Source organism: Arthrobacter sp. AOP36-F1-5, assembly GCF_058137995.1.
Window position 1 is genome coordinate 2,317,508 of record NZ_CM176892.1, and the last position, 24,934, is coordinate 2,342,441.

28 protein-coding genes are annotated in these 24,934 nt (G+C 66.7%); 6 read left to right on the forward strand and 22 right to left on the reverse strand.

Annotated elements, in window-relative coordinates; all coding sequences use genetic code 11:
* The first annotated feature begins 71 nt into the window (after positions 1–71).
* Both AC3ZI9_RS10595 and AC3ZI9_RS10600 read left to right on the forward strand, forming a co-directional pair.
* Complete coding sequence (locus tag AC3ZI9_RS10595; protein WP_489923580.1) at positions 72–1,997, forward strand: penicillin-binding transpeptidase domain-containing protein; 1,926 nt, start codon at positions 72–74, stop codon at positions 1,995–1,997.
* A complete protein-coding gene (locus AC3ZI9_RS10600) occupies positions 1,984–2,451 on the forward strand; it encodes a hypothetical protein (protein ID WP_444554582.1) in 468 nt (155 codons plus the stop codon). The genes AC3ZI9_RS10595 and AC3ZI9_RS10600 overlap by 14 nt, the downstream gene beginning before the upstream one ends.
* On the opposite strand, the gene pcp is transcribed toward AC3ZI9_RS10600, so the two are convergent.
* From pcp to infC, 7 genes are all read right to left on the reverse strand, one after another.
* A complete protein-coding gene (gene pcp, locus AC3ZI9_RS10605) occupies positions 2,423–3,043 on the reverse strand; it encodes a pyroglutamyl-peptidase I (RefSeq protein ID WP_444554583.1) in 621 nt (206 codons plus the stop codon). The genes AC3ZI9_RS10600 and pcp overlap by 29 nt on opposite strands.
* Positions 3,040–3,504 carry a (deoxy)nucleoside triphosphate pyrophosphohydrolase gene (locus AC3ZI9_RS10610; RefSeq protein ID WP_444554584.1) on the reverse strand — a complete coding sequence of 155 codons (465 nt, stop codon included), beginning with the start codon at positions 3,502–3,504 and terminating at the stop codon, positions 3,040–3,042. Before AC3ZI9_RS10610 ends, pcp begins: the two co-directional genes overlap by 4 nt.
* On the reverse strand, positions 3,501–4,457 hold the full coding sequence (locus AC3ZI9_RS10615) for a cation diffusion facilitator family transporter (protein ID WP_444561777.1): 957 nt from the start codon (positions 4,455–4,457) through the stop codon (positions 3,501–3,503). Before AC3ZI9_RS10615 ends, AC3ZI9_RS10610 begins: the two co-directional genes overlap by 4 nt.
* A 98-nt stretch (positions 4,458–4,555) precedes the next feature.
* On the reverse strand, positions 4,556–5,470 hold the full coding sequence (locus AC3ZI9_RS10620) for a TrmH family RNA methyltransferase (RefSeq protein ID WP_444554586.1): 915 nt from the start codon (positions 5,468–5,470) through the stop codon (positions 4,556–4,558).
* Positions 5,471–5,609: 139 nt separating this feature from the next.
* Positions 5,610–6,287 (reverse strand): 50S ribosomal protein L20, sunset domain variant, encoded by a 678-nt coding sequence (gene rplT, locus AC3ZI9_RS10625; RefSeq protein WP_444554587.1) that lies wholly within the window; start codon positions 6,285–6,287, stop codon positions 5,610–5,612.
* Positions 6,288–6,391: 104 nt separating this feature from the next.
* Positions 6,392–6,586 carry a 50S ribosomal protein L35 gene (gene rpmI, locus AC3ZI9_RS10630; RefSeq protein WP_444554588.1) on the reverse strand — a complete coding sequence of 65 codons (195 nt, stop codon included), beginning with the start codon at positions 6,584–6,586 and terminating at the stop codon, positions 6,392–6,394.
* A 116-nt stretch (positions 6,587–6,702) separates the two neighbouring features.
* Positions 6,703–7,758, reverse strand: a complete 1,056-nt coding sequence (infC, locus tag AC3ZI9_RS10635; protein ID WP_444566666.1) for a translation initiation factor IF-3 — start codon at positions 7,756–7,758, stop codon at positions 6,703–6,705.
* Between the two features lie 237 nt (positions 7,759–7,995).
* Here infC and AC3ZI9_RS10640 point away from each other — a divergent pair, with 237 nt between their 5' ends.
* Positions 7,996–8,364: a DUF1844 domain-containing protein gene (locus AC3ZI9_RS10640; RefSeq protein ID WP_444554589.1), complete on the forward strand. Its 369-nt coding sequence runs from the start codon at positions 7,996–7,998 to the stop codon at positions 8,362–8,364.
* A gap of 97 nt (positions 8,365–8,461) precedes the next feature.
* Here AC3ZI9_RS10640 and AC3ZI9_RS10645 read toward each other — a convergent pair whose 3' ends face one another.
* The 7 genes from AC3ZI9_RS10645 to AC3ZI9_RS10675 form a co-directional block, all read right to left on the reverse strand.
* The gene (locus tag AC3ZI9_RS10645) at positions 8,462–9,388 is read right to left on the reverse strand and encodes an SseB family protein (RefSeq protein WP_444561779.1); all 927 of its coding nucleotides are present in this window, start codon (positions 9,386–9,388) and stop codon (positions 8,462–8,464) included.
* A 2-nt stretch (positions 9,389–9,390) separates the two neighbouring features.
* Complete coding sequence (gene priA / locus AC3ZI9_RS10650; protein WP_444554647.1) at positions 9,391–10,134, reverse strand: bifunctional 1-(5-phosphoribosyl)-5-((5-phosphoribosylamino)methylideneamino)imidazole-4-carboxamide isomerase/phosphoribosylanthranilate isomerase PriA; 744 nt, start codon at positions 10,132–10,134, stop codon at positions 9,391–9,393.
* Positions 10,135–10,201: 67 nt separating this feature from the next.
* Positions 10,202–10,354: a hypothetical protein gene (locus tag AC3ZI9_RS10655; RefSeq protein ID WP_444554591.1), complete on the reverse strand. Its 153-nt coding sequence runs from the start codon at positions 10,352–10,354 to the stop codon at positions 10,202–10,204.
* Positions 10,354–10,992, reverse strand: a complete 639-nt coding sequence (hisH, locus tag AC3ZI9_RS10660; protein WP_444554592.1) for an imidazole glycerol phosphate synthase subunit HisH — start codon at positions 10,990–10,992, stop codon at positions 10,354–10,356. Before hisH ends, AC3ZI9_RS10655 begins: the two co-directional genes overlap by 1 nt.
* Positions 10,993–11,613, reverse strand: a complete 621-nt coding sequence (hisB, locus tag AC3ZI9_RS10665) for an imidazoleglycerol-phosphate dehydratase HisB (RefSeq protein ID WP_444554593.1) — start codon at positions 11,611–11,613, stop codon at positions 10,993–10,995.
* A gap of 58 nt (positions 11,614–11,671) precedes the next feature.
* Positions 11,672–12,802: a histidinol-phosphate transaminase gene (locus tag AC3ZI9_RS10670; protein WP_444554594.1), complete on the reverse strand. Its 1,131-nt coding sequence runs from the start codon at positions 12,800–12,802 to the stop codon at positions 11,672–11,674.
* Positions 12,803–12,869: 67 nt separating this feature from the next.
* A complete protein-coding gene (locus tag AC3ZI9_RS10675) occupies positions 12,870–13,268 on the reverse strand; it encodes a LysM peptidoglycan-binding domain-containing protein (RefSeq protein WP_444561780.1) in 399 nt (132 codons plus the stop codon).
* Between the two features lie 263 nt (positions 13,269–13,531).
* Here AC3ZI9_RS10675 and lexA point away from each other — a divergent pair, with 263 nt between their 5' ends.
* Positions 13,532–14,266: a transcriptional repressor LexA gene (lexA, locus tag AC3ZI9_RS10680; RefSeq protein ID WP_444554596.1), complete on the forward strand. Its 735-nt coding sequence runs from the start codon at positions 13,532–13,534 to the stop codon at positions 14,264–14,266.
* Between the two features lie 53 nt (positions 14,267–14,319).
* Here the strand turns inward: lexA and AC3ZI9_RS10685 are convergent, their stop codons facing one another.
* Positions 14,320–16,338, reverse strand: coding sequence for an ATP-dependent DNA helicase (locus tag AC3ZI9_RS10685; protein WP_444561781.1), 2,019 nt, complete (start codon positions 16,336–16,338; stop codon positions 14,320–14,322).
* Positions 16,331–17,905, reverse strand: a complete 1,575-nt coding sequence (gene hflX, locus AC3ZI9_RS10690) for a GTPase HflX (RefSeq protein WP_444554598.1) — start codon at positions 17,903–17,905, stop codon at positions 16,331–16,333. Before hflX ends, AC3ZI9_RS10685 begins: the two co-directional genes overlap by 8 nt.
* Positions 17,906–18,093: 188 nt before the next feature.
* On the opposite strand from hflX, the gene AC3ZI9_RS10695 reads away from it, so the two are divergent.
* Positions 18,094–18,741, forward strand: a complete 648-nt coding sequence (locus tag AC3ZI9_RS10695) for a class I SAM-dependent methyltransferase (RefSeq protein WP_444554599.1) — start codon at positions 18,094–18,096, stop codon at positions 18,739–18,741.
* On the opposite strand, the gene dapF is transcribed toward AC3ZI9_RS10695, so the two are convergent.
* The 6 genes from dapF to AC3ZI9_RS10725 form a co-directional block, all read right to left on the reverse strand.
* Positions 18,738–19,679, reverse strand: coding sequence for a diaminopimelate epimerase (dapF, locus tag AC3ZI9_RS10700; protein ID WP_444561782.1), 942 nt, complete (start codon positions 19,677–19,679; stop codon positions 18,738–18,740). The two genes, AC3ZI9_RS10695 and dapF, sit on opposite strands and share 4 nt — an antisense overlap.
* A 9-nt stretch (positions 19,680–19,688) precedes the next feature.
* The gene (gene miaA, locus AC3ZI9_RS10705) at positions 19,689–20,603 is read right to left on the reverse strand and encodes a tRNA (adenosine(37)-N6)-dimethylallyltransferase MiaA (protein ID WP_444561783.1); all 915 of its coding nucleotides are present in this window, start codon (positions 20,601–20,603) and stop codon (positions 19,689–19,691) included.
* Between the two features lie 6 nt (positions 20,604–20,609).
* Positions 20,610–22,133: a tRNA (N6-isopentenyl adenosine(37)-C2)-methylthiotransferase MiaB gene (gene miaB / locus AC3ZI9_RS10710; protein ID WP_444561784.1), complete on the reverse strand. Its 1,524-nt coding sequence runs from the start codon at positions 22,131–22,133 to the stop codon at positions 20,610–20,612.
* Positions 22,134–22,194: 61 nt separating this feature from the next.
* Positions 22,195–22,836, reverse strand: a complete 642-nt coding sequence (locus tag AC3ZI9_RS10715; protein WP_444554603.1) for a regulatory protein RecX — start codon at positions 22,834–22,836, stop codon at positions 22,195–22,197.
* A 41-nt stretch (positions 22,837–22,877) separates the two neighbouring features.
* Positions 22,878–23,930, reverse strand: a complete 1,053-nt coding sequence (gene recA, locus AC3ZI9_RS10720) for a recombinase RecA (RefSeq protein WP_444554648.1) — start codon at positions 23,928–23,930, stop codon at positions 22,878–22,880.
* 197 nt (positions 23,931–24,127) lie between these two features.
* Positions 24,128–24,349, reverse strand: coding sequence for a DUF3046 domain-containing protein (locus AC3ZI9_RS10725; RefSeq protein WP_444561785.1), 222 nt, complete (start codon positions 24,347–24,349; stop codon positions 24,128–24,130).
* 48 nt (positions 24,350–24,397) lie between these two features.
* On the opposite strand from AC3ZI9_RS10725, the gene AC3ZI9_RS10730 reads away from it, so the two are divergent.
* The gene (locus AC3ZI9_RS10730) at positions 24,398–24,877 is read left to right on the forward strand and encodes a MarR family winged helix-turn-helix transcriptional regulator (RefSeq protein ID WP_444561786.1); all 480 of its coding nucleotides are present in this window, start codon (positions 24,398–24,400) and stop codon (positions 24,875–24,877) included.
* Positions 24,878–24,934 lie beyond the last annotated feature (57 nt).

Sequence of the window (24,934 nt, forward strand, 5' to 3'; positions counted from 1 at the left end):
GCGCCCGCCGCGGCGTCGTTCCATATGTCCCGCCTTGTGATCACGTCCACTCCCCGGCCATAATGACCACCATGCATGTAGCCCGGCGCTTGACGCTGACGACCGTCCTGTCCACGCTCGCCCTGGGAAGCCTCTCCGCATGCTCATCCCCGGTGCCCGATCCCGATCCGGTCGCCCAATCCGTGGCCCAGGCCCTGGAGACCTTCGATTTCTCTTCCGTGCCGCTGAAGAATGCCGACCCTGCCACGGTTTCCGAGGACCTGGCCACCGCCTTCGACTCCATGAAGGACCTGAAGCACCGCACCACGGTGGACTCGGTCGAGCGGCCCGAGGACGAGGACGAGGACTCCCCCACGGCGACCGCCACCTTCACGACGGTCTGGGACGTGGATGACACCAAGACCGACTGGGAATACTCCACCAGCGCACAACTGGCCTACGACCAGGAGGCGGAGGCCTGGCAGGTCGACTACGACCAGGAGGAACTCACGGGGCTGGAACCGGGCCACCATGTGGCGTTGCGGACCAAGGCCTCCGAACGCGGGCAGATCCGCAGCACCGATAAGCAGGCACTGGTCAAGGACCGCCCGGTGGTCCACCTGGGCCTCGACAAGACGCGGCTGGAGGACGGCGAGGCAGGGGGCGCGGCGAAGAAACTCGCGAAGCTCGCCGACGTGGACGTGTCCGACTACGTCGCCCGGGTCAAGGCCGCCGGGGACCAGGCGTTCGTCGAAGCCATCACGCTGCGCGACAACTCCAAGCGCGAGGTCACCGACGCCCAGGTCGAAGCCATCCCCGGCGGCCGGGCCATCACCGGCAGCGAGCCGTTGGCCCTGACCCGGACCTTCGCCCGACCGATTCTGGGCACCGTCGGGCAGGCCACCGCCGAAATCATCAAGGAATCCGAGGGCAAGACCAAGGCCGGGGACGTCGTAGGGCTCTCGGGGCTTCAAGCCCAATACGACGATCGGCTCTCCGGCACGGCGGGCCTGACCATCGCCAGTTACGATCCCTCCGGCCAACAGGTGGAAGAGCTCTTCGAGCGCGACCCGAAGAACGGCAAGGACCTGACCGTGACGCTGGACTCGGCCCAGCAGAAGCTGGCCGAGAAGCTACTCAAACAGGTCGACCCCACCTCGGCCCTGGTCGCCATCCGCCCCTCCGACGGCTCCGTTCTGGCCGCCGCCTCCGGCCCGGCGGAGCAGGGGATGAACACGGCGATGCTCGGCAAATATGCCCCCGGGTCCACCTTCAAGGTGGTCACCGCCCTGGCCATGCTCCGCGATGGGAAGACCCCGTCCAGCAAGGTCAAATGCCCGAAGACCACCACCATCAAGGGCAAGGAGTTCAAGAACTTCGACGCCTACCCCGCCGGCAAGCTCGGGACCATCCCGCTGTCGGAGGCCATCGCCCAGTCCTGCAACACCGTCTTCATCAACGGGGCTGCGGGCCTGAAGGCCAAGGACCTGACCACTGCCGGGGCCTCCCTGGGGCTCAACCCCTCCCCGTCGACCGGCGCCTCCTCGTTCCTGGGCTCCATCCCGGATGATTCGACGGGGACGACCCTGGCGGCCAATGGCATCGGCCAGGGTGTCGTGGAGACCTCCCCGTTGGGCATGGCCACCGTCGCCGCTTCCGTGGCCGCCGGCCAGACGGTCTCCCCGCATCTGGTGGAGTCCCCGAGCCCGGATGCCGCCAAGGATCCGGCGAAGAAGCTGGAGTCGAAGGAGGCCGACGAGCTGCAGAAGATGATGGCCGGAACCGTCACCCATGGCACCCTGGTGGGCCTGCAGAAGGTCCCCGGGCCGAAGGTCTACGGCAAATCCGGCACGGCCGAGTACGACGCCGACGAGAACGCCCATGCCTGGGTCATCGCCGTCCAGGGTGATCTGGCCGTGGCGGCATTCGTCTCCGAAGGCATCGGTGGGGCCCAGACCGCTGGACCCCTCGTCGCTGATTTCCTCACCGGGGTGCAGAAGTCCGGTGGCGGCAACTGACCGGGCGCGTTGGCGCAGCGCGGCGAACTGGCTGAACCTGGCTACTCCGTGCGGGCTGCTGCTGGCCCGTGCCACGGGGTGCCGGGTGCGTTCGGGGCCTCGTGGCCTCTACCTCGCCCTCGGGTATCGGCTGGACCTGCCCGACGCCGCGGCCTTCACCGTGGGCAACGTCGTCCTCTGGCGGGAGGGCCTCGACGAGCCGGAGCGTTGTCCCGGACTCATTGTCCACGAGGAACGCCACGCCAGCCAATATGCCTGGTGCCTGGGACTGCCGTTCCTACCGCTCTACGCGGTGGCCGCCGGATATTCCTGGCTCCGCACCGGCGACCCCGCCTCCCGCAATGTCTTCGAACGGCAGGCCGGGCTGGCGGCTGGCGGCTACACGCAGCGCAGGAGCCGGCCGATCGGCGCCCTCCTGCCGCCGCTCAGGCGATGGTCCCGGCCCCGAGGCTGATATCCGCCGAGCCCTCCAGCGCCTCACGCACCACCAGGACCAGCGCCGTGGCCAGGGACTCGGGATCCACCCGGGCCACCGCCGGGAAGGGGACATGGACGAAGCCGCCACGGCGGGCCTGTCCCGAGGCCGCCAGCTCATGCATCAGCGTGTAGAAGATCTGGTTGCAGACGAAGGTGCCGGCACTCTGGGACACCTGGGCGGGGATCCCCTCCCGCTGCAACGCGGCCAGGGCCCGCTTGAGGGGCAGGGTCGTGAAATAGGCCGCAGGGGCCCCGGGAACGACGGGCACATCCACGGGTTGTTCCCCCGCGTTGTCGGGGATGCGGGCGTCGATCACGTTCAGGGCGACCCGTTCGAGCATGACGGCCCCGGCAGCGGCATTGAGCCCGGTGCAGACCACCAGTTCCGGACGGTGGTCCTGCAGGGCCCTGCGCAGGACTCCCGCGGCTTCGGAAAAGACACACGGAAGTTCGACGGCGGTGGCGGGGTGGCCGGATTCGGAGAGCAGTTCCGCGGCACGGCGTGAGGCGTCCCCTGACGGGTTCAGCGGATCCCCGCCAAAAGGTTCGAAACCGGTCAGCAGGATCATGGGCGCACGATGCCCTGACCGGATACCGTCCCGGGTAGGGCACCGTGTCGGGCCACGATCGCCTCGACGATCGGCAGATCCGCGGGAATCCACGGAACAACGTCCTTCAGGTCCCCATCGAGTTCCAGCCACCGCAGTTCGTCGTGGTCTTCCAGCGGTTCGGGGGTCCCGTCGGTGACGCAGGCGAGCCAGACGCGCATGGCCGCAGGTCCCGAGAGTTTCCAGCCCTGGTCGATCGGTCCCTCGATTTCGGCTCCGAGTTCCGCCTCGATGCCCAGCTCCTCGGCCAGTTCACGAAGCAGACCGGCCTGGCAGCCCTCCCCGGCTTCGACCTTGCCCCCGGGAAATTCCCAGAGCCCGGCCAAGGCGGGCGGACTGGTCCGGCGGGCCGCCAACAGCCGGGTCGGGGCCTGGAGCGAATCAACCAGTGCCGCGCCGACGATTTGTTTCAACGCATTCATTCAGCGACTCCTTCGTTGGTCCCGGGACCCCCGATGTCCTCGGTCGTCCGTTCGATGTCAGGTTCGAGGTAGATCAGTGTTGCGGTCGGCACCGAGGCGCGGATCCGCGCCTCGGTCGCATCGATGGCCCTGGCGATGTCTTCACCGGAACTGCCCTTGCGGATGCCGAACTTGGCGGCAACGAGGATCTCCTCAGGGCCCAGGTGCAGGGTCTTCAGGTGGATGATGTCGGTGCCGTCGGCGCGGATGGCCGCTTCGATCCCGGCGATGTCTTCACCGGTCGCCGACTCCCCCAGCAGCAGGGATTTGGTTTCCACGGCCAGGATGACCGCGATGCAGACCAGCAGCACCCCGATCATCGCGGTCCCGGCGGCGTCGAAGAGCCCATTGCCCGTCAGCAGGGTCAACCCCACCCCCAGCAGGGCGAAAAACAGGCCCACCAGTGCCCCCAGGTCCTCCAACAGGATCACCGGTAGTTCGGGGGCCTTGGCCCGGCGAACGAACTTCACCCACCCCGTGGTCCCGCGGACCTGGTTGGATTCGCGGATGGCCGTCCTGAAGGAGAGTCCTTCGGCGATGATCGCCCCGACGAGCACGGCGACCGGGACCCACCACCAGGGTCCTTCGATGCCATGGGGATCCTTGAACTTCTGGAAGGCCTCATAGAGGGCGAACAGCCCGCCGACGCTGAACAGGATGATGGAGACGATGAAGGCGTAGATATACCGCTCACGTCCGAACCCGAAGGGGTGTGCGGGGTTGGCTTCACGGGTGGACCTCTTCCCGCCAATCAGCAGCAGGACCTGGTTGCCCGAGTCCGCGACCGAGTGGATCGCCTCGGCCAGCATCGATGAGGACTGGGTGAGCAGCCAGGCGACGAACTTGAAGACGGCGATCGCCAGATTGGCTGCCAGCGCCGCGACGACGGCCTTGTTCCCACCGGATGCTGCCATGGTTACCGCCTCTGTCGGGGCGCGATGCGCGCCATTGGATATCCTTGCGTCACGGTACTACGTCGAGGGGCTCCTCCCGCCACGCCCGGACCGTGCCCTCAGGCGGATGGACCGGATCTCCGGTGCGCCCGCGCCGAGGCGTAGAGGCAGACGGTGGCCGCCGTGCCCACGTTCAATGATTCCGCGACCCCGTAGAGCGGTACCGCAACCCGGTGGCCCGCGGTCGTCAGTTCCTCCTCGTCCAGTCCCTGGGCTTCGTTGCCGAAGAGCCACGCGGTGGGTGCCTCCAGCTGAGGTCCCGCAACACTCCCGCTGCTGCCAGGTCCACCCAGGCGGCGCATCGTGCTCTGGTCCTGCAGCACGTCGAGGTCGGTATCCCCGTACCCGTCGGCGGCCAGAAGCTGCACCTGCGCCTCCTGCGCCGCAGCGGCCAGGGACGTGAACGACACCCCGGAGACGATCGGCACCTGGAAGATGGATCCGACGGTGGAGCGCACGGCCTTGGGGTTGTAGATGTCGACGCTTCCCCCGGTGAGCACGACTGCATCGGCCCCCGCTGCCACGGCGGCGCGGAGGATCGTGCCGGCGTTGCCGGGGTCCTGGACCCGGCACAATACGGCGACAAGCCGCGTCCCGGCGTCGAACACCTCATCGAGGCTGGTCTCGGCGATGCGGCAGACGGCCATGATCCCTTGCGGGGACACGGTGTCGGCCATGGCGGCCAGCACCTCGGGGCTCGCGGTGCGCAGCCTGACCCTGGTCCGCGGCCGCGCCAGATCCGGGTGTCGCTGGAGGGCTTCAGCGGTGGCGAAGACCTCCTGGACGATCCCGCGTTCGCCCCCGGCCACCATGGTGTCGTGGCGTTGCAGTGCCTCACGGACCGCTTGGGGTCCCTCGGCCAGGAAAGCAGCCTTCTTGGCACGGCCGGGCCGGGTGGCCAACCGGGCCACGTCGCGGACGCGTTCGGCCCGTGGGTTGGTCATTTCGATCTCAGCGTGGTGTTCGGCGCTCATGGGAAGAACCTTATCGGTGTCGGGCGCCGCAGCGCACAGGTGGTCCGGCCACCACTAGTGGTTAACGGCCGAGGGGACGGAATCCGCTTGGAATTCCGTCCCCTCGCACCATGCGGGCCGTGGCCCGCGGCGCAGTGTCCTACTTGGAGAACTGCTGGCGGGACTCGCCACCTGCCGGCTCGAAACCGGCGGCCTTGGCGGCCTCGACGGAGTTGAACCAGAACTCCGGCTGCGTCTGGTCGTACCAGGTCGAATCCGGCACGTGGTACTTCATCGACTGGTTGCCCTTGATGACGTAGCCCGCGGGGGCTTCCTCGCCTTCAACGGCCTTGACCATGCCTTCACCCTCGGTGGCCTTGGCGGCCTTCGGGGCGGCGGCCTTGGGGGCGGCAGCCTTCTTGGCGGCCGGAGCAGCCGGTGCCTTCGTGGCGGGCTTCTCGGCGGCCGGGGCGTTGACGTCGGCCGGGAGGGCCTCCTTGGCGACCTTGACCAGTGCGCCGAACGCGTTGGCGTCGGACACGGCGAGATCGGCGAGCATCCGGCGATCAACCTCGACCTCAGCGGCCTTCAAGCCCTGGATCAGACGGTTGTAGGTCAGGCCGTTCGCGCGGGAAGCAGCGTTGATGCGCTGGATCCAGAGGCGACGGAAGTCACCCTTGCGCTTGCGGCGGTGGCCGTAGCTGTAGACGAACGAGTGGAGCAGCTGCTCCTTGGCCTTGCGGTACAGGCGCGAACGCTGACCGCGGTAGCCCTTGGCCCGTTCGAGAACGACCCGACGCTTCTTGTGGGCGTTGACTGCCCGCTTCACACGTGCCACGTGTGTACTCCTTAATATCTTGTCCTCGGGATGCCTGCCTATCGGCGACCTGTCCGGGGGAACTCCATGGATGGATGGGAACTCGTGGTTCCCGGTGCGTGTGCTTAGAGGCCCAGCATCCGCTTGATGGTCTTGGTGTCCGCCTTGGCAACGATCCGTTCGCCCTTGAGCTGGCGCTTCAGGCTGGAAGGCTTGTGCTCCAGGTAGTGACGACGATTGGCCTGCTGGCGCATGATCTTGCCGCTACCGGTGAGCTTGAAGCGCTTCTTGGCGCCACTGTGGGTCTTGAACTTCGGCATATCCGCCGTTCTCCTTACGTGCTCCCGTTGCCCTATCGGACCGGGGATCTTTGAGGCTTCCTGTATGGGAAACCGTGGGTCAAGTGCTGCCCCCGACAGGGGCTGGCCACACCGGGCTATTTACCCGGACGAGGTTTCGGAGCCGCGGTGGGCTTCGGAGCCGCGCTGGGCTTCGGTGCCGGTTTCGGCGCAGGCTTCGGGGCCGGCTTGGCGGCCGGCTTCGGAGCTGCTGCGGGCTTCGCTGCAGCGGCCGGCTTGGCTGCCGCTGCCGGCTTCGCCGCGGTCGACGGCTTGCTGGCCGCCGCTGGCTTGGTCGCTTCCGCAGGCTTGGCGGCTTCCGCAGGCTTGGTGGCCGGTTCGGCCTCGGGGGTCTGCGGGGCTGCGGCTGCCTTGGCTTCTGCTTCCTTGGCTGCTGCGGCGTCGACCTTGGCCTTTTCGGCGTTATCCGCCTCGACCTGGGCCAGACGCGCCTGGAACTCGTCCGGAAGGTTGTCACCCAAGGACTGGGTCATGGCCGGCTGCTCGTCCGAGGTATCGACGCGGTCTTCCTTGGTCGCCTTGGACTTGGCCTTGTCGTTTTCACGCTGTGCCTGACGGCGGGCTTCGGCCTTGGCCTCTGCCTTGTTCTTCAGCGGTCCGACGACCATGACCATGTTGCGGCCGTCCTGACGCGGGCTCGACTCGACGACGCCGACTTCGGCCACGTCTTCGGCGAACTTGTTCAGCAGGCGGATGCCCAGTTCGGGACGCTGCTGCTCACGACCACGGAACTGGATCATGGCCTTGACCTTGTCGCCAGCGCCGAGGAAGCGCAGGGCATGCCCGGTCTTCGTCTCGTAATCGTGCTTGTCGATCTTGAGGCGGAAGCGGACTTCCTTGAGGACCGTGTTGGTCTGGTTCTTGCGTGCCTCGCGTGCCTTCACCGCGGCTTCGTACTTGAATTTGCCGAAGTCCATCAGTTTGCACACGGGCGGCTTGGCCGTCGGCGCCACCTCGACCAGATCAAGGTCGGACTCCGCGGCCAGACGCAACGCGTCCTCGATGCGGACAATGCCCACCTGTTCGCCGTTGGGTCCAACCAGCCGCACCTCTGGGACGCGGATTCGATCGTTAATGCGTGGATCGCTGATGTGTCGCTCCTGCTTTTCGTAGTTCGAAGCCGCCAGCAACAAGAGAAGGCCTCCAGCTGCTGGGCAGATGGAGGCCTGGAAAATCGGTTCGGCTGCTCGCGCATGCCACGGAACCCGTGGTTCCGTCCCGAAGTGACCCGGCAACCTGAAGCGGTTACTGCGGGTGGGAGTAGGCCTCCACTTGCATACTCGTTTCGTTGTTCCCGACGGATCCTTCGCCCGGTGGGGCGGAATCCGCTGAGTCAGCAAAACCAGTCGGTCTGTGAAAAGCTTAGCAGCATGAGTACCCCTGAAACCAATCCGGACGCCACCTTCGGCGAGACCAACGAGGTTCGCGACATCGCTGAAGTAGCGGCCGTGGAAGTCATTACCACCGCAGCCGTGCACCTGATGAGCGCGGCAGCCGTGAAGTGCGGACTCGCCGAAGGCGAAGACGCGGAAGACCTGCAGGACCTGGATGAAGCCCGCAAGCTCATCACCGCACTGGCGGGTCTGATCACGGCAGCAGCACCCGAAGTCGGCTCCCAGCATGCCGGCCCGCTACGCGACGGCCTGCGCTCCTTGCAGCTGGCCTTCCGTGAGGCCTCCAACTACCCGGATGCCCCGGGGCAGGGTCCCGGCGAGAAACTCACCGGGCCCGTGAACTAGGGCTTCGACCACCATTCCCAGGGAGGTCGCCACCCCGGTGGCGGCCTCCTTTTCGCTGCCCGGCCCGGGGGTCCCTGCCGCCGGGTGGCGTAGCCGTTCACGCGCGGGCCGGTGGTCCCTGGAGTCCGAGTTCCAACGAATCGACCCGGGCACCGAATTCCGGGTCGGCTCCCAGCGTGCGTTGCAGTCGCTCGACGGTGTCGGTGACGTCATCACGGGCCATCCCGGAACGCAGGGAGACCTCCACGCGCAGCTCCGGGCCCGGGCCTCCCCCGGCCATGACCGTCCCATCGGCGGTGCGCGAAGCAACGCCCCGGCCCGGGGCCGCGGTGATCCCGAGGATGGCGGGATCGGCGTCGGCCGCGGCCTGCAGCAGCGGCAGCAGGGTCTCGTCGGCGTAGCTGGGGGTCCACTCCTGCTGTTGGGCCAGCGCCCACATCGCGGGCCGTCGCAGGACGAAGGTGGCCTCTGCCGCGGGGTCGATCACGATGAGCTGGGCCTTTTCGGCCACGGCGGACAAGGCGGCCCGCGGAGCGTAGACGGCCACGGGGCGTGCTTGCCCGTGCCAGGCCTGCAACCGGTCGACACTGCTGAACACCGGCAGGGCGGGGCGGCCGTCAGGGGCGGTGATGGTCACCAGCGCCATATCGGCTTCCTTGTCTTCGGTGAATCCGTGGTCCCCGAGGCCCCCTTCGGCCAGGGTCGCGACCACGGGCACGAACACCCTGGCGTGGGCCAACGCCTCGTGGACCATTTGTTCGGTACCGGAGCCGGCCTTCAGCGCGGTGATGGCTTCGAGGTAGCCGGGGTCGGCCGTGCCGTCGTCATCATCGAAGTGGTGCAGCGGGTTTCCCCCGCCCGACAGATCCCGTCCGGCCCAGGATTGGCCGGCGGAGTCGGTGGCTTCTCCGGCGCGGAGCAGGGCGGCCTCGATATGTCCTGGCAGGTGGCGGCCGATCCGCTGGTCCGTGGGAGCTTTCCCGCGGGGTGTTCTGGCGGCCGCGTTGGATGCGCCGTCGGTCATCGCTACCGCCGGCCGGCGACGTCGAGGGCCTGGGGCAGGGTGAACTGCCCGGAATACAGGGCCTTGCCCACGATTGCGCCCTCGACCCCGTCGGGCACCAAGGCACGTAGTTCGCGCAGGTCATCGAGGCTGGAGATCCCGCCGGAGGCGATCACGGGTCGACTGGTTCGGGTGCACATTTCACGCAGCAGGTCCACGTTCGGACCGCGCAGTGTTCCGTCCTTGGTCACATCGGTCACGACGTAGCGGGCGCATCCGGCGTCTTCGAGCCGGGCCAGCACGTCCCAGAGGTCTCCCCCTTCGCTGGTCCACCCGCGGCCGGCCAACGTGGTTCCCCGCACATCGAGTCCGACGGCGATCTTGTCTCCGTGCCGGGCGATGGCGCGGGCCGTCCAGTCGGGGGCTTCCAGGGCAGCGGTACCCAGGTTGACCCGGGCGGCACCGAATTCCAGCGCCCGTTCCAAGGATTCGTCGTCCCGGATTCCGCCGGAGAGTTCGATCTTGATTCCCAGTTCACGGGAAATCCGGGCGACGGCCTGGGTGTTGTTCCCCCTCCCGAATGCGGCGTCCAGGTCCACCAGGTGCACCCACTCGGCGCCGTCTTGTTGCCAGGCCAGGGCCGCTTCAAGCGGGTCACCGTACCCGGTCTCGCTGCCGGCTTCGCCCTGGACGAGGCGGACGGCTTGCCCGTCGGCGATGTCCACCGCGGGCAGGAGTTCGAGGATGCTGTTGCTGGTCACGGGGATCTTCTCCGGTCTTCGTCGAATAGGTCGTGGGGGGGGTGGTACGCGGCGTCTTGCCGGGAGGGGAAGACTACTTCAGGGTCATGATGTAGGCGGAAAGCAGGGCCATCGCCGCCAGGACCCAGGTCGCGATGATCCAGGAGATATGGGCCTTTTGCTGACGCAGCGACAACGCACCACCGGCGAGGATGCCGCCGACCGCCATGAGGATGAGACTCCACATCAGGACAGGGTTCCCAACCAGTTGGATAGCAGTTTCGCCCCTGCTTCGCCTGACTTCTCCGGGTGGAACTGCACGGCCGACAACGGCCCGTTCTCCACGGCGGCGATGAAGGGGCCCCCGTGATCGGACCAGGTCACTGCCGGGGGGCTCATACGCGGTTGGGCCACCGGGAAATCCCAATGCTGGACCGCATAGGAGTGTACGAAGTAGAACCGCTCGTCCTCGAGACCGGCAAAGAGCCTGGACCCTTCGGCCGCCGTGACGGTGTTCCAGCCCATATGCGGGACCACCGGCGCCTTGAGCCGCTCGACGGTTCCGGGCCATTCCCCGAAACCGGCGGTCCGGATACCGTGTTCGACCCCCTCATCGAAGAAGACCTGGTGGCCGACGCAGATCCCCAGGACCGGACGGCCCCCGGCGATCCGGCGCCCGATCAACGGTCCTGCCCCGACCTCGCCGAGGGCCTTCATCACGCTGGCGAAGGCGCCGACTCCTGGAACGACGAGACCATCGGCCCCACGAATGTCATCCGGTTTGTTGCTCAGGGTGACTTCGGCTCCGACGTGTTCGAGCGCGCGGACCGCGGAACGGATGTTGCCCGATCCGTAATCCAGCACGGTGATCCGGGGCCCGGCCATCTACAGGGCACCCTTCGTGGAGGGGATCATCCCGGCGTTGCGGGGGTCTGGTTCCACGGCCTGGCGCAAGGCGCGGGCGAAGGCCTTGAACTGCGCTTCGACGATGTGGTGCGGGTCCCTGCCGCACACCAGTCGCATGTGCAGGCAGATCTGTGCGTGCAGCGTGATCGATTCGAAGACGTGGCGGGTGAGCGAGCCGGTGAAGTGCCCGCCGATCAAGTGGTATTCCTGACCAGCCGGCTCACCCCCGTGGACCAGATAGGGCCGTCCCGAGATGTCGACGACCGCGTGGGCCAGGGCCTCATCGAGCGGGACCGAAGCTTCGCCGAAGCGGCGGATCCCCGCCTTGTCGCCCAGGGCGGTGCGCAGGACCTCGCCGATGGTGATGGCCACGTCCTCCACCGTGTGGTGGGCGTCGATGTGGGTGTCGCCGGTCGCCTGGACCGTCAGGTCGATCAGCGAGTGCTTTGCCAGCGCCGTGAGCATGTGGTCGTAGAACGGGACGCTGGTGCTGATGTTCGCGACACCCGTGCCGTCCAGGTCGAGTTCGACGGTGACGGTGGACTCGCTGGTGGCACGCTCCATGCGGGCTCGGCGACCGCCGAGCAATTCTGCAGACATGGGTATTCCTTCGGTGTGGGTGGGGCGGGCGGCGACGGTGGCGGCCCGCAGGTTAAGTCTAGCTGTCGTGCCCGGAGCCGGTATCCGCGGCGGGGCTCAGGAGGCCCTCCAAGGCCTGGAGGAATGCGGTCGTCTCGGTCTCGGTTCCAGCGGTGACCCGCAGATGACCGGCGATGCCCACATCTCGGATGAGTACCCCGGCCTCGAGCAGACCCTGCCAGATGGCACGGGAATGCTCGAGCCCGCCGAAAAAGACGAAATTGGAGTCACTGACTGCCGGTTCCAACCCCAACCGGGTGAGTTCGCGGACGATCCTGTCGCGTTGGCCCTTGATGTCCTCGACCGTGGCCAGCAGCGCATCGACCTGTTTCAAGGCGGCATTGGCGGTGGCTTGGGTGACGGCCGAGAGGTGGTAAGGCAGACGGACCAGGCGCAGCGCATCGGCGATTTCCGGGGCCGCCGCGAGATAGCCCAGCCGGGCCCCGGCCAGCGCGAAGGCCTTGCTCATGGTCCGGGTGACGATCAGTCGTTCGCGGCCGGGCAGCAGTGTCAGCGCGGATCCGGTCCCGCTGAGTGCGAATTCGGCGTAGGCCTCATCGACGATGACGATCGCCTGGCTGGCACGCCCTGCCTCGTATACCGCTTCCACGACGTCCAGTCCCAGGGCGGTACCCGTCGGGTTGTTCGGCGAACAGAGGATCACGATATCCGGCGCCGCCTCCGTGACCTGGTCCGCTGCGGATCGCGCGCTGAGTCCGAAGTCACCGCTCCGCTCTCCGGCGAGGTAGGTGGTGTCGGTCCCGCTGGCCAGCAACGGGTACATCGAATACGTGGGCGGGAAGCTCATCACGGTGCGTCCCGGCCCTCCGAAGGCCTGGAGGATCTGCTGCAGGACCTCGTTGGATCCGTTGGCGGCCCACATGTTCGCCGCATCCAGCCCGTGTCCCAAATAGTCGGCGAGGCGTTCGCGGAGTTCGGTGAATTCACGATCCGGGTAACGGTTCAGGGACGCAGCGGCGGCACTGACCTCTTCGGAGATGGCCCGGCTTACTGCCTCGGGCAACGGATGGGTGTTCTCGTTGACGTTCAACAGGATGGGCACGTCCAGTTGCGGTGCGCCGTAGGGTTCGATGCCACGCAGGTTTTCACGCAGGGGCAATTTGGCCAGTCGTTCCAGCTGATCACTCACGACCCCATTCTATTGCCCGTGCCCCGCAGTCGGGAATCGGACCGGGTGACAGGGTCATAAAGCGGGCCTAATCGCCCGTGGGGACGAAGATCTCCTGGCCCGGGACGAGGACCGATCCGTTCAGGTCGTTCATTTCCGTGATTTCCGCCATGACGTCACGGCGGTCGCGCTGCGGGGCGAACTCCTCGGCCAGCGCCCAGACCGTGTCGCCCTCCATGACGGAGACGGTCGTGGCTTCCACCGCGGTCGTATCCGATGCGTCCGAGGCCATGACCGGGGCGGTGAAGATGCCAGCGAGGACGAGCAGGGCGGTGGCTGCCAGCATGACCGGCAGGCCAATGAGGATGAAGCGCCCCCGTCGCGTCAGCTCCAGCCGGCCCCGAGGGGTGGAGGCACGGGCCGGGGCGGTGGTCGGAACGGAGTCCGCCTTGAGGGACACCGGGGCTGCGAGTGCGATCTGCGCCATGGTCTGACCTTCCTGTTGTCCGCCGAAGCGGGTTCTCGTTGCGGGTGTCGAACCCGATCTTCGAACTCATATTCGAACTTCTATCTCATTTTTAGCATCTATGTACGAAGATTGTCGAGACACGTTCGAATAAATCTTTGAATGAAGTCCGTGACTGCCCTAGAGTGGAAGCCATCGGCTGGATGGATGAGAGTCCACCAGTTGCATCCGACACATTGCGCACAGCCCCGGTACGCCGGCGATTTACCAGGACGGGATGGATCATGAGCTCAGCGGAGAATCCGGCGCCGAAGAAGGCACCGAAGGGGTTGACTGTCCGGCAGAGGCGGATCCTGGAAACCATCCAGGAGGCCGTGACCGCCAAGGGGTATCCGCCGTCCATGCGCGAAATCGGCGATACGGTCGGGCTGGCGAGCTTGTCCAGCGTCACCCACCAGCTCGCCCAGCTGGAGAAGCTCGGCTACATCCGGAGGGATCCACGCCGCCCCCGGGCCATGGAGATCCTGCGCCCGCTGGCCCCCGAGGTCACCGGGACCCCGGAGGCCTCGCAGCCGGCTCCCGCCCCGCGGGAACCGGAGCAGCTTCGGCCCCGGCTGACCGTGGTGGACTCGGATGATTCCGACGAGGTGGCCCGGGTTCCGCTGGTGGGCCGCATCGCCGCCGGTGGACCAATCCTGGCGGACCAGGCGGTCGAGGATGTCATGTCATTGCCACGCCAACTCGTCGGGCACGGTGAACTGTTCATGCTCAAGGTCAGCGGGGATTCGATGGTCGAGGCAGCCATCTGTGACGGGGACTGGGTCGTCGTCCGCCGTCAGCAACATGCGGAGAACGGCGATGTCGTCGCGGCGCTGCTCGATGACGAGGCCACGGTGAAGACCTTCAGGCAGCGCGACGGCCACACGTGGCTGCTGCCACAGAACCGCCAGTACGAGCCGATCCTGGGCGATCATGCCACCGTCATGGGCAAGGTCGTTTCGGTGATGCGTTCGATCTAGGCCGCGGTGTACTTCCAGGAGGGCCCGTCCGCGGACGGGCCCTCCTTTCATGTCTAGTCCTCGCTCGCCGCCAGACGCCTCAGCGACCCCAGCACGACGTCCTTGTCCGTGGTCGACCACATCGGGGGCAGCGACGCACGCAGGTAGTTTCCATAGCGTTCGGTGGCCAGCCGTGAATCCAAGACGGCCACCACGCCACGGTCCCCCGTGGAACGGATCAACCGGCCTGCCCCCTGGGCCAGACGGACTGCTGCATGGGAGGCGGAGACGGCCATGAAACCGTTGCCCCCATGTCGGGCAACGTCGCGGCTGCGTGCCGTGGACAGCGGGTCGTCGGGGCGTGGGAAAGGGATCCTGTCGATGACCACCACCCGGCATGACTGACCCGGCACGTCGACTCCCTGCCAGAGGGTCATGGTCCCGAACAGGCAGGTATCGCGTTCATCGGCGAACTGCCGGACCAACGTGGACATGCTCGACTCGCCCTGGCAGAGAATCTCCGGGTCCACCCGTGGCCGCAGCGCTTCGGCGGCCTCCTCGGCGGCCCGCCGGGAGGAGAACAATGCCAGTACTCCCCCGCCGGAGGCCCCGATCAGGTCGGCGAGCTCATCCAGGGCCTCGGTCGATACGTTTCGCGATGGTTTGGGCAGATGCCGCGCAACATAGAGCATCCCCTGCCGGGCATAGTCAAAGGGGCTACCGACATCGATGCCCGTCCACGCGGGAGCCCCCTCGCCGAGCAGCCCCAACGATCCGGCCACCGGTTCGAAGGCAGCACCTATGGCCAGGGTCGCGGAGGTCAGGACGACCGTGCGGCCGTCGAAGAGGCCCTCACGTAATTTGCCGGCCACCGACAGTGGAGCGACATTGATCGTCGCGGGGGCCGAGTCATCCGGGGCGCTGTAACCGGCCCCCGGGGTGAAGTTGCCTTGGCGGGATATCCAGACGACCTCGCGTTCATCGGCGGGTCCATCGAGGCGTTCGCACTGTTCCTGCAGATACATCAACTGCGAGCGGGCCATCTGGCGTCCGCCGTCAGCGGTTTCGCCATTCCCCGGTTTCGAGTCGGACAGGGCCGTACGCGCCGCTTCGCGCACGGCGGCGATGGCGGCGACCTGCTCTTCGTTCAGCCCCTTGGGCAGCAGCCCGGTCGGCACTCCCTCCAGGGAGTCGGACAGGGTCTTACCCGCCTGGTTGAGGGCTTCGACAGCGACGCCTTTGCAGTTTCTGCGGGTCGCGGTGGCCGCGGCGGCAACCAGCGCTGCCGAGATGGGGCGGGTCACCGAATTGGTGACCCGGTCCTGGAGTTCATGGGCCTCGTCGATGATCACCGTGTCAAATTCCGGCAGCACCGCCAATCCCTCGAACGCCGAGACGGCCAGCAAGGCGTGGTTGGTGATCACGATGTCGGCATCGCCGGCCTTCTTGCGGGCCAGTTCGCTGAAGCATTCCTCGGCCATCGGGCACCGCTGGGCACCGAGGCAGTCCATGGCACTGACGGAGACCTGCCGCCAGGCACGTTCGCTGACCCCCGGGACGAGATCGTCCCGGTCCCCCGATTCGGTTTCCTCGGCCCATTCGCGTACGCGAACGACTTCCTGGCCCAGTGCCGAAGTGGGCCCCGTGCCGGCGGTCAACGGGCGGGCCGCCCCGTCATCGCCCAACGCGAAGAGCGCCCCTTCATCCTCGTCGGGGTAGCCGCCTCCCAGCTTGTACTTGCAGACATAGTTCGATCGCCCCTTGGCCAGGGCGACATCCAGGTGCCGCGGCAGCTCGTCATCCAGGTTCTCCAGGAGCCGGGGAACGTCCCGACCGACGATCTGGGCCTGCAGGGCCAAGGTCGCGGTGGAGACGACCACCGGTTTATCTGCTTCGAGGGCGTGGGCGATCGCCGGAACCAGATAGGCCAGCGATTTACCCGTCCCGGTGCCGGCCTGCACCAGGAGGTGCTTTCCGCTTTCGAAGGCCTCCACGACCTGTTTGGTCATCTCATGCTGTCCGGGCCTGCTTTCCCCGCCCATGCGTTCGACCGCCTGATCCAGGAGGGCGACCACCTCTTGTACTTCAGCCATGTACGACGAACTGCTCCAATTCCGCGGCGAGTGCACCGCGTACCTTCACGGACAGACGGGTCCCTTCATCCAGGTGCTCGGTCTCCAGGATCTCCGCGTCGGAGCCGTGCAGCCGGTGGACCAGATCACCACGGTCATAGGGAATCAGCAATTCCATGGCCACATCCGGACGGGGGATGGCTTCGCTGATCGCCGCAAGCAGTTCGGGGATCCCCCCGCCGGTCCGGGCAGAGACCACCACATGGTTCGGTTCGCGTTGACGAATGCGTTCGACGACGAACGGATCGGCGATATCGGCCTTGTTCAACACGATGATCTCTGCAATGTCCTGCGCGTCGACCTCGGTGAGGACCTCCCGGACCGCATGGATCTGGCCTTCGGGGTCGGGGTGGGAGGCATCGACCACGTGCAGGATCAGATCGGCGTCGGCGATTTCCTCGAGGGTCGAGCGGAAGGCCTCCACCAGTTGGGTGGGCAACGACCTGACGAATCCCACGGTATCGGCAATGGTGTACCCCAAGCCATCTTCGGTTTCCGTGCGCCGGACCGTGGGATCCAGCGTGGCGAACAGTGCGTTCTCCACCAGCGCCCCGGCGTCGGTCAAGCGGTTCAGCAGCGAGGACTTTCCCGCGTTCGTGTACCCGGCAATGGCCACCGCCGGAACGGCATTGCGTTTCCGGTTCGAGCGTTTGGCATCACGTGCCGGTTTCATGCCCTTGATCTCGCGACGGAGTTTGGCCATGCGGTCACGGATCCGTCGACGGTCCAATTCGATCTTGGTCTCGCCGGGGCCGCGTGATCCGATGCCACCGCCCGCGGTCCCGACCCGGCCACCGGCTTGGCGTGACATGGATTCGCCCCAGCCACGGAGGCGGGGAAGAAGGTATTCAAGCTGGGCCAGTTCGACCTGGGCCTTGCCCTCACGGCTCTGCGCATGTTGGGCGAAGATGTCCAGGATCAGCGAGGTCCTGTCGATGACCTTCACCCGGACGATGTCCTCCAACGCCCTGCGCTGGGATGGAGCCAGTTCGGAATCGACGACCACGGTATCGGCCCCGGTGCTGGCCACGACATCGCGCAGCTCCTGGGCCTTGCCCGAGCCCAGGAACGTGGCTGGATCCGGTTTCAAGCGGCGCTGGACCATGCCATCCAGGACTTCCGATCCCGCTGTTTCGGCCAAGGCGGCCAGTTCCCGCAGGGAGTTTTCCGCTTCCTGGGACGTTCCTTCGGTCCAGATTCCGGCGAGTACCACCCGTTCCAGCCGAAGCTGCCGGTTTTCGACCTCGGTGACGTCTTCCAGCTCGGTGGACAATCCGGCGACGCGGCGCAGCGCATGGCGTTCGGACAGATCGCGCTGGTCGCCATCGCTTGATGAGTGTCCGTCACCCTTGCCGTCCAAGGCCAGGGCTTTGCCGCCCAGCGGCGCCTGGGCGCGCCTGTCGTCAGCACGCTGGGGCGTGGCACGGTCGGTGGCATCGTCCGTGGCCAGAATACGGTCGATGACGGATTGGATCTCGTCCTCCGGGAGGTTTCGATCGTCCGGGTTGGGCTCGTTATGAGTGGTCATGTTCCCCTTTGAAAGGATTCGTACACCAATTCTAGTCCGGGTCACCGACAGGTGGCTGGTTTCCTCCACAGGCCGAAACCCGAGAGTGCCCGAACCGTGAGTGATTGGGATAACTCTATCACTGAAACCGTCGGGCCGGGAAGACCAGGATTCGCTTTGGCGTCACCCTGACGGTTAATCTTCAACCCATGGGTTCGGACCACTACTTCAGCGCACAACCGTCGACGCCATTCACCCGCAGGAGCGTCCGCGTGATGCTCGGCGGCACGGAACACGCCGTCAACACCGCCGGAGGCATCTTCAGCCCGGATGGAATCGACAAGGGAACCGCGGTCCTGCTGTCCGGGGTGCCCGCCCCGGCGGCGGAAGGCCACCTGCTCGACATCGGCTGCGGCTGGGGTCCGATCGCCTTGAGCATGGCTCTGGCTTCCCCCTCCGCCACCGTCCATGCCGTGGACGTCAACCAGCGCAGCCTGGAACTCACCCGCGAAAACGCGCAGGCCCTGTCCCTGGACAACGTGGTGGCCACGGCCCCCGAAGCCGTCGATGACGACCTGAGGTTCCAGACCATCTGGTCCAATCCCCCGATCCGGGTGGGCAAGGAAATCCTGCATGGGATCCTGCTCCACTGGTTGCCCCGGCTGGCTGTCGGCGGAACTGCCTGGTTGGTCGTCCAGAAGAACCTGGGCTCGGATTCACTGCAACAGTGGCTGGTTCGGGAACTCCCCACCGGGTTCATCGTCGATCGATACTCCAGCGCCAAGACCTTCCGCATCCTGAGGGTGCGCAACACCACGGATGCCTCCGGCGTGGGCACGACTCCCTCGAAGGACTAGACCAGGGTCCCCTCGGCCACCAGTACCGCAGGTCCCTCCAGGACCACATGCTCGCGGCCCTCGGGAGCCGTCACGAACCGTACGGAGACGGTCCCGCCGGGAACGTGCACGTCCCAGCGGCGTGCCGAGGCCCCACCGGCCCAGTGTCGGGTCGCCACGACGGCGGCGCAGGCGCCGGTGCCACACGAAAGGGTCTCGCCCACACCGCGTTCATGGACGCGCATGCGGATGGTTCCGACACCGTCGTTGACCAGCGGATCCGACGGCAACACGAACTCCACATTCGTCCCGTGCTCGGGGACGGGGTCGACCACCGGCATCCGGTGCAGATCCAGCTGGTCCAGCTCGGTCGCCTCGGAGAGCGCGACGACCGTATGCGGGTTGCCCATGTCCACGCTCAGGCCCGGGCGCGGGACCTCCAACGAGGCGTCCACGATGCTGTCCAGGGCCCGTTCATGGGCCTGGTCGGGGAAGAGGAACTCCCACGGGCCCATGTCCACCGAGTACCCGGCGGCAGAGCGGGAGACCACCTTCACCCCGGCCCGGGTGCCGATCGTCAGGGAATCGCCGTCGGCCAGGGAAACCAGAGCACGGGAGACCAGGAAATGCACGAAGACGCGCACCCCGTTCCCGCACATCTCGGAGACCGAGCCGTCGCCGTTGCGGTAATCCATGAACCATTCGGCCTCCGGGTGCCGGGCCAGCAACTCCCGCCCCTCGGCCAGGGTCTCTGAACGGATGGCACGGATCACTCCGTCGGCTCCGAGGCCGAGATGACGGTCGCAGAGGGAAGCCACCTGCGCGGGAAGGATGTCCTGTCTGTTGTCCGGGTCCGAGAACAGGATGAAGTCATTGCCCGTTCCATGGCCCTTGGTGAAGTCCAGGCCCGAGAGGGCCGACAGGGTTCCGCTGGGGTGATCGGATTCCGTAAAGCTCATGGTCCCAGCCTACGTGCCCGGGGATCCTTCGAATTCCCGCACGGATGCTTCCAGCGCTGCCCACAGATCCGGGTCCGCGGCATCGAACCAGTGGACCCGGGGATCGGCCCTGAACCAGGTGATTTGGCGGCGGGCGAAGCGGCGGGTGGCCACGGTGGTTGATTCGATGGCCTGCTCGATCGTCGCGGTGCCTTCCAGCACCTGAAGGAACTGGGCGTAGCCGATGGCCCGGGAGGCGGTCCTGGTCTCGCGCAGACCGAGGGCCGCCAACGACTCCACTTCGTCCAGCAGCCCGGTTTCATGCATGGTGCGCACCCGGTGTGCCACCTTGGCGTGCAGCAGTTCGCGGTCGATGTCGAGTCCGAGTTGGAGCGTGGGTTGCCGGTAGTCGCGGCGCGGCATGTAGGAGCTGAAGGGCCGCCCGGTCAGCTCGTGGACCTCCAGGGCCCGGACCAGTCGGCGCTCGTCCAGATCCCGGGCCGATGACACCGGGTCCGCCACGGCCAGACGACGGCGCATCCCGGCCACACCGTCCTCGGCCGCTTCGGCTTCCAGCCGCCGTCGAATCGTCGGATCGGTGGGCGGGAACTCGAGTTCGTCGATGACGGCCCGGACGTAGAGTCCGGAGCCGCCGACCAGGATCGGCAGCCGGCCACGGTCCTGGATGCCGGCGATCGCTTCCCGGGCCTGCTGTTGGAACGTGGCCACGCTGGCTTCATCGTCGATGTCCATGATGTCCAGCAGGTGGTGCGGGACCCCACCCCGCTCGGCCGGGGCCAGTTTGGCCGTGCCGATGTCCATGCCGCGGTAGAACTGCAGGGCATCGGCGTTGACGATTTCCCCGTCGAGGCGCCGGGCGAGGGCGATGGCGGCGTCGGATTTGCCGGTGGCCGTTGGCCCGACGATCGCGATCAGTGGCCTCATGCCGGGCTAAGCGCGCGGGGGCAGGGCGGGCATGCCCAGCGAGACGCCCTGGCCCGCTGCCCCCTGGCCGGTGCCGCAGGAGTCGGCCTGCGAGCGGTCCCAGGCGTCCCCGGCGCGTGAACGACGCAGGTGGTATTGGGCCGTGGTCGGTGGATCGGCGATCAGGTGGAAGGCTGCGGCTTCAGTGATCGTGACGTTGACCAGGTCACCCGGACGGGGGGCTTCGGCGCCGTCGGGCACGGAGAAGTGGACCAGCCGCTGGTCGCGGGCACGGCCCGTCAGCCGGTGGGTCTGCTCGGCCTTGCGTCCCGGCTGTGCGGTGACCATGACTTCGACTTCACGGCCGAGTTGCCGGGCATTCTCTTCGGCGCAGATCCTGTCCTGGAGCGCGGTCAGCCGTTCGTAGCGTTCCTGGACGACTTCCTTGGGCAGCTGATCGGCCAGTTCGGCCGCCGGGGTCCCGGGGCGCTTGGAATATTGGAAGGTGAAGGCGCTGGCGAACCGGGATTGCTCGACGACATCCAGGGTCGCCTGGAAGTCCTCTTCGGTTTCCCCGGGGAAGCCAACGATGATGTCGGTGGTGATGGCCGCCTCGGGCATGCGCTGACGTACCCGGTCCAGGATCCCCAGGAACTTCTTGGAACGATAGGAGCGGCGCATGTCCTTGAGCACCCGGTCGGACCCGGACTGCAGGGGCATATGCAGTTGCGGCATCACATTATCGGTTTCGGCCATCGCCTCGATGACGTCGTCGGTGAAGGCCGCGGGGTGTGGGCTGGTGAATCTGACGCGTTCGAGTCCGGGGATCCGTCCGCAGGCCCGGAGCAGTTTGCCAAAGGCCAGCCGATCCCCGAATTCAACACCGTAGGAGTTCACGTTCTGGCCCAGCAGGGTGACCTCGATGGCCCCGTCGTCGACCAGGGCCTGGACTTCGGCCAGGATGTCACCGGGGCGGCGGTCCCGCTCCTTGCCACGCAGCGAGGGCACGATGCAGAAGGTACAGGTGTTGTTGCAGCCCACCGAGATCGAGACCCAGCCGGCGTAGACCGAATCGCGTTTGGTGGGAAGGGTCGAGGGGAAGACGTCGAGGGATTCGAGGATCTCCAGCTGGGCTTCGTTGTTGTGGCGGGCACGTTCGAGCAGCGTGGGCAGGGAACCGACGTTATGGGTTCCGAAGACGACGTCGACCCACGGGGCCCTGCGCTGGATCGTCTCGCGGTCCTTCTGTGCCAGGCACCCACCGACGGCGATCTGCATGCCTGGGTGCTGCTCCTTGACGTGCGCCAAACGCCCCAGGTTTCCGTAGAGCTTGTTATCGGCGTTCTCCCGGACGGCGCAGGTGTTGAACACGACGACGTCGGCTTCCGTGTCCGGATCGCGTCTGGGCACCATGCCGGCTTGCTCCAGCAGTCCTGCCAGTCTCTCGGAGTCGTGGACGTTCATCTGGCAGCCGTAGGTGCGCACCTCGTAGCTGCGTTGCGCTTCGTCGAGGGGCGGGGCTGTATCGGGGCTGGGCATGGTCGAACTCACTCCCCCAGAGTACCGAACGCATCATCGGTGAAGGAACCTGGGCGTTTTGGCAGGGCAGGGCTCAGTCGCGGTCGGCGGTCCAGATCTCGTTGACGACACGAAAGGCGGTCCCCGACCCGTACCCCTTGCGGCCGAGCATCGCCACCAGCCGCCGGACCCCCTTGTCGTGGTCCAGTCCCGCCGGCATCGACCTGACCTTCTTCTCCACGAGTTCGCGGGCCATCTCCAACTCATCGGCCCCGCTGAGCTGTTCCAGCGCCTCATCGGAGAGCTCGTCGGCAATGCCCTTCTCCCGCAGCTCGCGGCGCAAGGCGCTGCGAGACAGTCCCCGGCTGCGGGCACGGCTACGCACCCAGGCCTCGGCGAAGGCGGCATCGTCGATGAGTTGAAGTTCCTCGAATCGATCCAGGATGCCCTCGGCCGCGTCCCGCGGGATCCCCCGCTCCGAGAGCTTGTCGGCCAACTGCCGACGACTCTTGGGCGAACCGGTGAGCTGTCGCAGGACGATCGCCCGTGCCGCCGCCTCGGGGTCCTTCTCCGGGTCAGGACCGGGAGACCGGTGTCCGCGCCCACCGCCTCGACCACCAGGCTCCTGCTCGGCCCGGTGGTCCTCCGCCGCGTCCAGCGGTGCGGTGTCTTCGCGGGGGAACAGGGTCTCCCGGTTCAGGTCACCGGCCTCCATGGCAGCGCTGTCTCCCTCCACCGACGCCCCCTCCCGGCCTGTACTTCGTTGCGTTCGAACGCCTAGGAGTCCTTGCCCACGGCGCGTAGCTGCGCATCGCCCGGCTCCTCCGGCGGCAGGGCGCCGATACCCAGCTTCTCCTTGATGCGACGCTCCAGTTCATCGGCTAGATCCGGGTTGTCCCGCAGGAACTTACGCGCATTTTCCTTGCCCTGGCCGAGCTGGTCACCGTCGTAGGTGAACCATGCCCCCGACTTCTTCACGAAGCCTTCTTCGACGCCCATGTCGATCAGGCCACCCTCACGGGAGATCCCGACGCCGTAGAGGATGTCGAATTCAGCTTGTTTGAAGGGCGGGGCCATCTTGTTCTTGACGATCTTGGCCCGGGTCCGGTTCCCGACCGGGTTGGTTCCCTCCTTGAGCGTCTCGATGCGACGGACGTCGATCCGCACGGAGGCGTAGAACTTCAGCGCCTTGCCACCGGTGGTGGTTTCGGGGCTGCCGAAGAAGACGCCGATCTTCTCGCGCAACTGGTTGATGAAGATCGCAGTGGTCTTCGTCTGGCTCAGCCGTCCGGCGATCTTACGTAGCGCCTGGCTCATCAGGCGGGCCTGCAAGCCGACGTGGCTATCGCCCATCTCGCCTTCGATTTCGGCGCGCGGCACCAGGGCGGCCACCGAGTCGATGACCACGACGTCCAGGGAGCCGGAACCAACGAGCATGTCCATGATCTCCAGCGCCTGCTCACCGGTGTCCGGCTGGGACACCAGCAGGGCGTCGGTGTCGACGCCGAGCTTCTTGGCGTACTCGGGATCCAGTGCGTGCTCGGCATCGATGAAGGCGGCAATGCCGCCGTTGGCCTGGGCGTTGGCGACTGCGTGCAGCGCCAACGTGGTCTTACCGGATGATTCCGGTCCGTAGATCTCCACGACACGGCCACGCGGCAGCCCGCCGATGCCCAGGGCGATGTCCATGGCGATCGAGCCGGTCGGGATGACTTCGATCCTGGCTCGGGTATCGTCCCCCAGACGCATCACCGAACCCTTGCCATATTGCTTGTCGATCTGTGCCAGCGCTGATTCGAGAGCCTTTTCGCGGTCCATTGCTGCGGCCATCATTCACCTCGGTTGTCTTGCGGCCCTACGGCCTGTTGTCGTCCTGTTTCACACGGTATGCGCCGCACCGGATAATTTGGTGCGGGCCGTCGTCCCTTGTGGAGAACCGCGGTCCGCCACCCGTGCCATGTCTCTGTGGACAGCTTACAGCTGTTCCGAACACATGTTCGAACGAGTGTTCGGCGTGTCATGGCCGATTACTGCTTCGGGGCGACATCGCGTCCGAGCCGCCGTGCGGGGGGAACGTCCTGTTTCTCACAGATGGCCCACCAGACGCGGCGGGGGTCGACGCCCGAGGACAGGGCCGCCTGGGCGCTGAGGCCGCCCAGTTCGGACAGGACCAGCTCGGAGGCCAGCACACGGGAGTAGCCCGCACCGAACTCGTCGTCCATCAGGCGCCAGAAATCACTGAGTCTCACGTTGTCCATTCTTCCACGGGTTGGTCCCTCCGACCCTAAGATGGTGCCATGAATGCACCCGATCCCGCAGATGAGGCAGTGGCCCAGCGCACCCGAGCCATCCATGACATGGAGGAGCAGCTCAGTTTCCTCTGGCGTCGGGCCCGGGCCAATGGCAATAAGGTCGCCAAGCAGGTCCACCCCGATATGGAGCCGGGAGCCTACGGCCTGTTGGCGGCGCTGCAACGTCGTGGGACCCTGAGGTTGACCGAGTTGGCTGCGGAGATCGGCGTCGGCAAACCCTCGGTGAGCCGCCAGGTCAAGATGCTCGAGGAGCTGGGGGTGCTGGCCAAGGTCGCCGATCCCTCGGATGGCCGGGCCCAGTCGATCACCCTGACCCCGGCCGGGGCACGGCAACTGGCTGCGGCGCAGACCTCCCGCCAGCATGTCTTCCAAGACCTGCTCGCCGACTGGCCCGACGAGGAGTTGTTGTCGTTGGCCGCCTTGCTGACCAAGCTGAACGGCTCCTATTTGAATGATCGGGGCTGAAGCACGTCGTTAACGGAAAGCAGGACAGCCGTGTGAACGGCTGCCCTGCTGTCATGG

Excerpts from the sequence above, each read along its gene's own strand:
- AC3ZI9_RS10695 (WP_444554599.1), top strand. The coding sequence starts at position 18,094 with ATGGGTTCGGACCACTACTTCAGCGCACAACCGTCGACGCCATTCACC.
- dapF (WP_444561782.1), bottom strand. The coding sequence starts at position 19,679 with ATGAGCTTTACGGAATCCGATCACCCCAGCGGAACCCTGTCGGCCCTC.
- hisH (WP_444554592.1), bottom strand. The coding sequence starts at position 10,992 with ATGGCCGGGCCCCGGATCACCGTGCTGGATTACGGATCGGGCAACATC.
- recA (WP_444554648.1), bottom strand. The coding sequence starts at position 23,930 with ATGGCCGCAGCAATGGACCGCGAAAAGGCTCTCGAATCAGCGCTGGCA.
- AC3ZI9_RS10610 (WP_444554584.1), bottom strand. The coding sequence starts at position 3,504 with ATGAATGCGTTGAAACAAATCGTCGGCGCGGCACTGGTTGATTCGCTC.
- AC3ZI9_RS10615 (WP_444561777.1), bottom strand. The coding sequence starts at position 4,457 with ATGGCAGCATCCGGTGGGAACAAGGCCGTCGTCGCGGCGCTGGCAGCC.
- lexA (WP_444554596.1), top strand. The coding sequence starts at position 13,532 with ATGAGCTCAGCGGAGAATCCGGCGCCGAAGAAGGCACCGAAGGGGTTG.
- AC3ZI9_RS10645 (WP_444561779.1), bottom strand. The coding sequence starts at position 9,388 with ATGACCGACGGCGCATCCAACGCGGCCGCCAGAACACCCCGCGGGAAA.
- AC3ZI9_RS10655 (WP_444554591.1), bottom strand. The coding sequence starts at position 10,354 with ATGTGGAGTCTCATCCTCATGGCGGTCGGCGGCATCCTCGCCGGTGGT.
- hisB (WP_444554593.1), bottom strand. The coding sequence starts at position 11,613 with ATGTCTGCAGAATTGCTCGGCGGTCGCCGAGCCCGCATGGAGCGTGCC.
- AC3ZI9_RS10685 (WP_444561781.1), bottom strand. The coding sequence starts at position 16,338 with ATGGCTGAAGTACAAGAGGTGGTCGCCCTCCTGGATCAGGCGGTCGAA.
- AC3ZI9_RS10640 (WP_444554589.1), top strand. The coding sequence starts at position 7,996 with ATGAGTACCCCTGAAACCAATCCGGACGCCACCTTCGGCGAGACCAAC.
- AC3ZI9_RS10595 (WP_489923580.1), top strand. The coding sequence starts at position 72 with ATGCATGTAGCCCGGCGCTTGACGCTGACGACCGTCCTGTCCACGCTC.
- AC3ZI9_RS10730 (WP_444561786.1), top strand. The coding sequence starts at position 24,398 with ATGAATGCACCCGATCCCGCAGATGAGGCAGTGGCCCAGCGCACCCGA.
- AC3ZI9_RS10620 (WP_444554586.1), bottom strand. The coding sequence starts at position 5,470 with ATGAGCGCCGAACACCACGCTGAGATCGAAATGACCAACCCACGGGCC.
- hflX (WP_444554598.1), bottom strand. The coding sequence starts at position 17,905 with ATGACCACTCATAACGAGCCCAACCCGGACGATCGAAACCTCCCGGAG.
- rpmI (WP_444554588.1), bottom strand. The coding sequence starts at position 6,586 with ATGCCGAAGTTCAAGACCCACAGTGGCGCCAAGAAGCGCTTCAAGCTC.
- pcp (WP_444554583.1), bottom strand. The coding sequence starts at position 3,043 with ATGATCCTGCTGACCGGTTTCGAACCTTTTGGCGGGGATCCGCTGAAC.
- AC3ZI9_RS10675 (WP_444561780.1), bottom strand. The coding sequence starts at position 13,268 with ATGGCGCAGATCGCACTCGCAGCCCCGGTGTCCCTCAAGGCGGACTCC.
- miaA (WP_444561783.1), bottom strand. The coding sequence starts at position 20,603 with ATGAGGCCACTGATCGCGATCGTCGGGCCAACGGCCACCGGCAAATCC.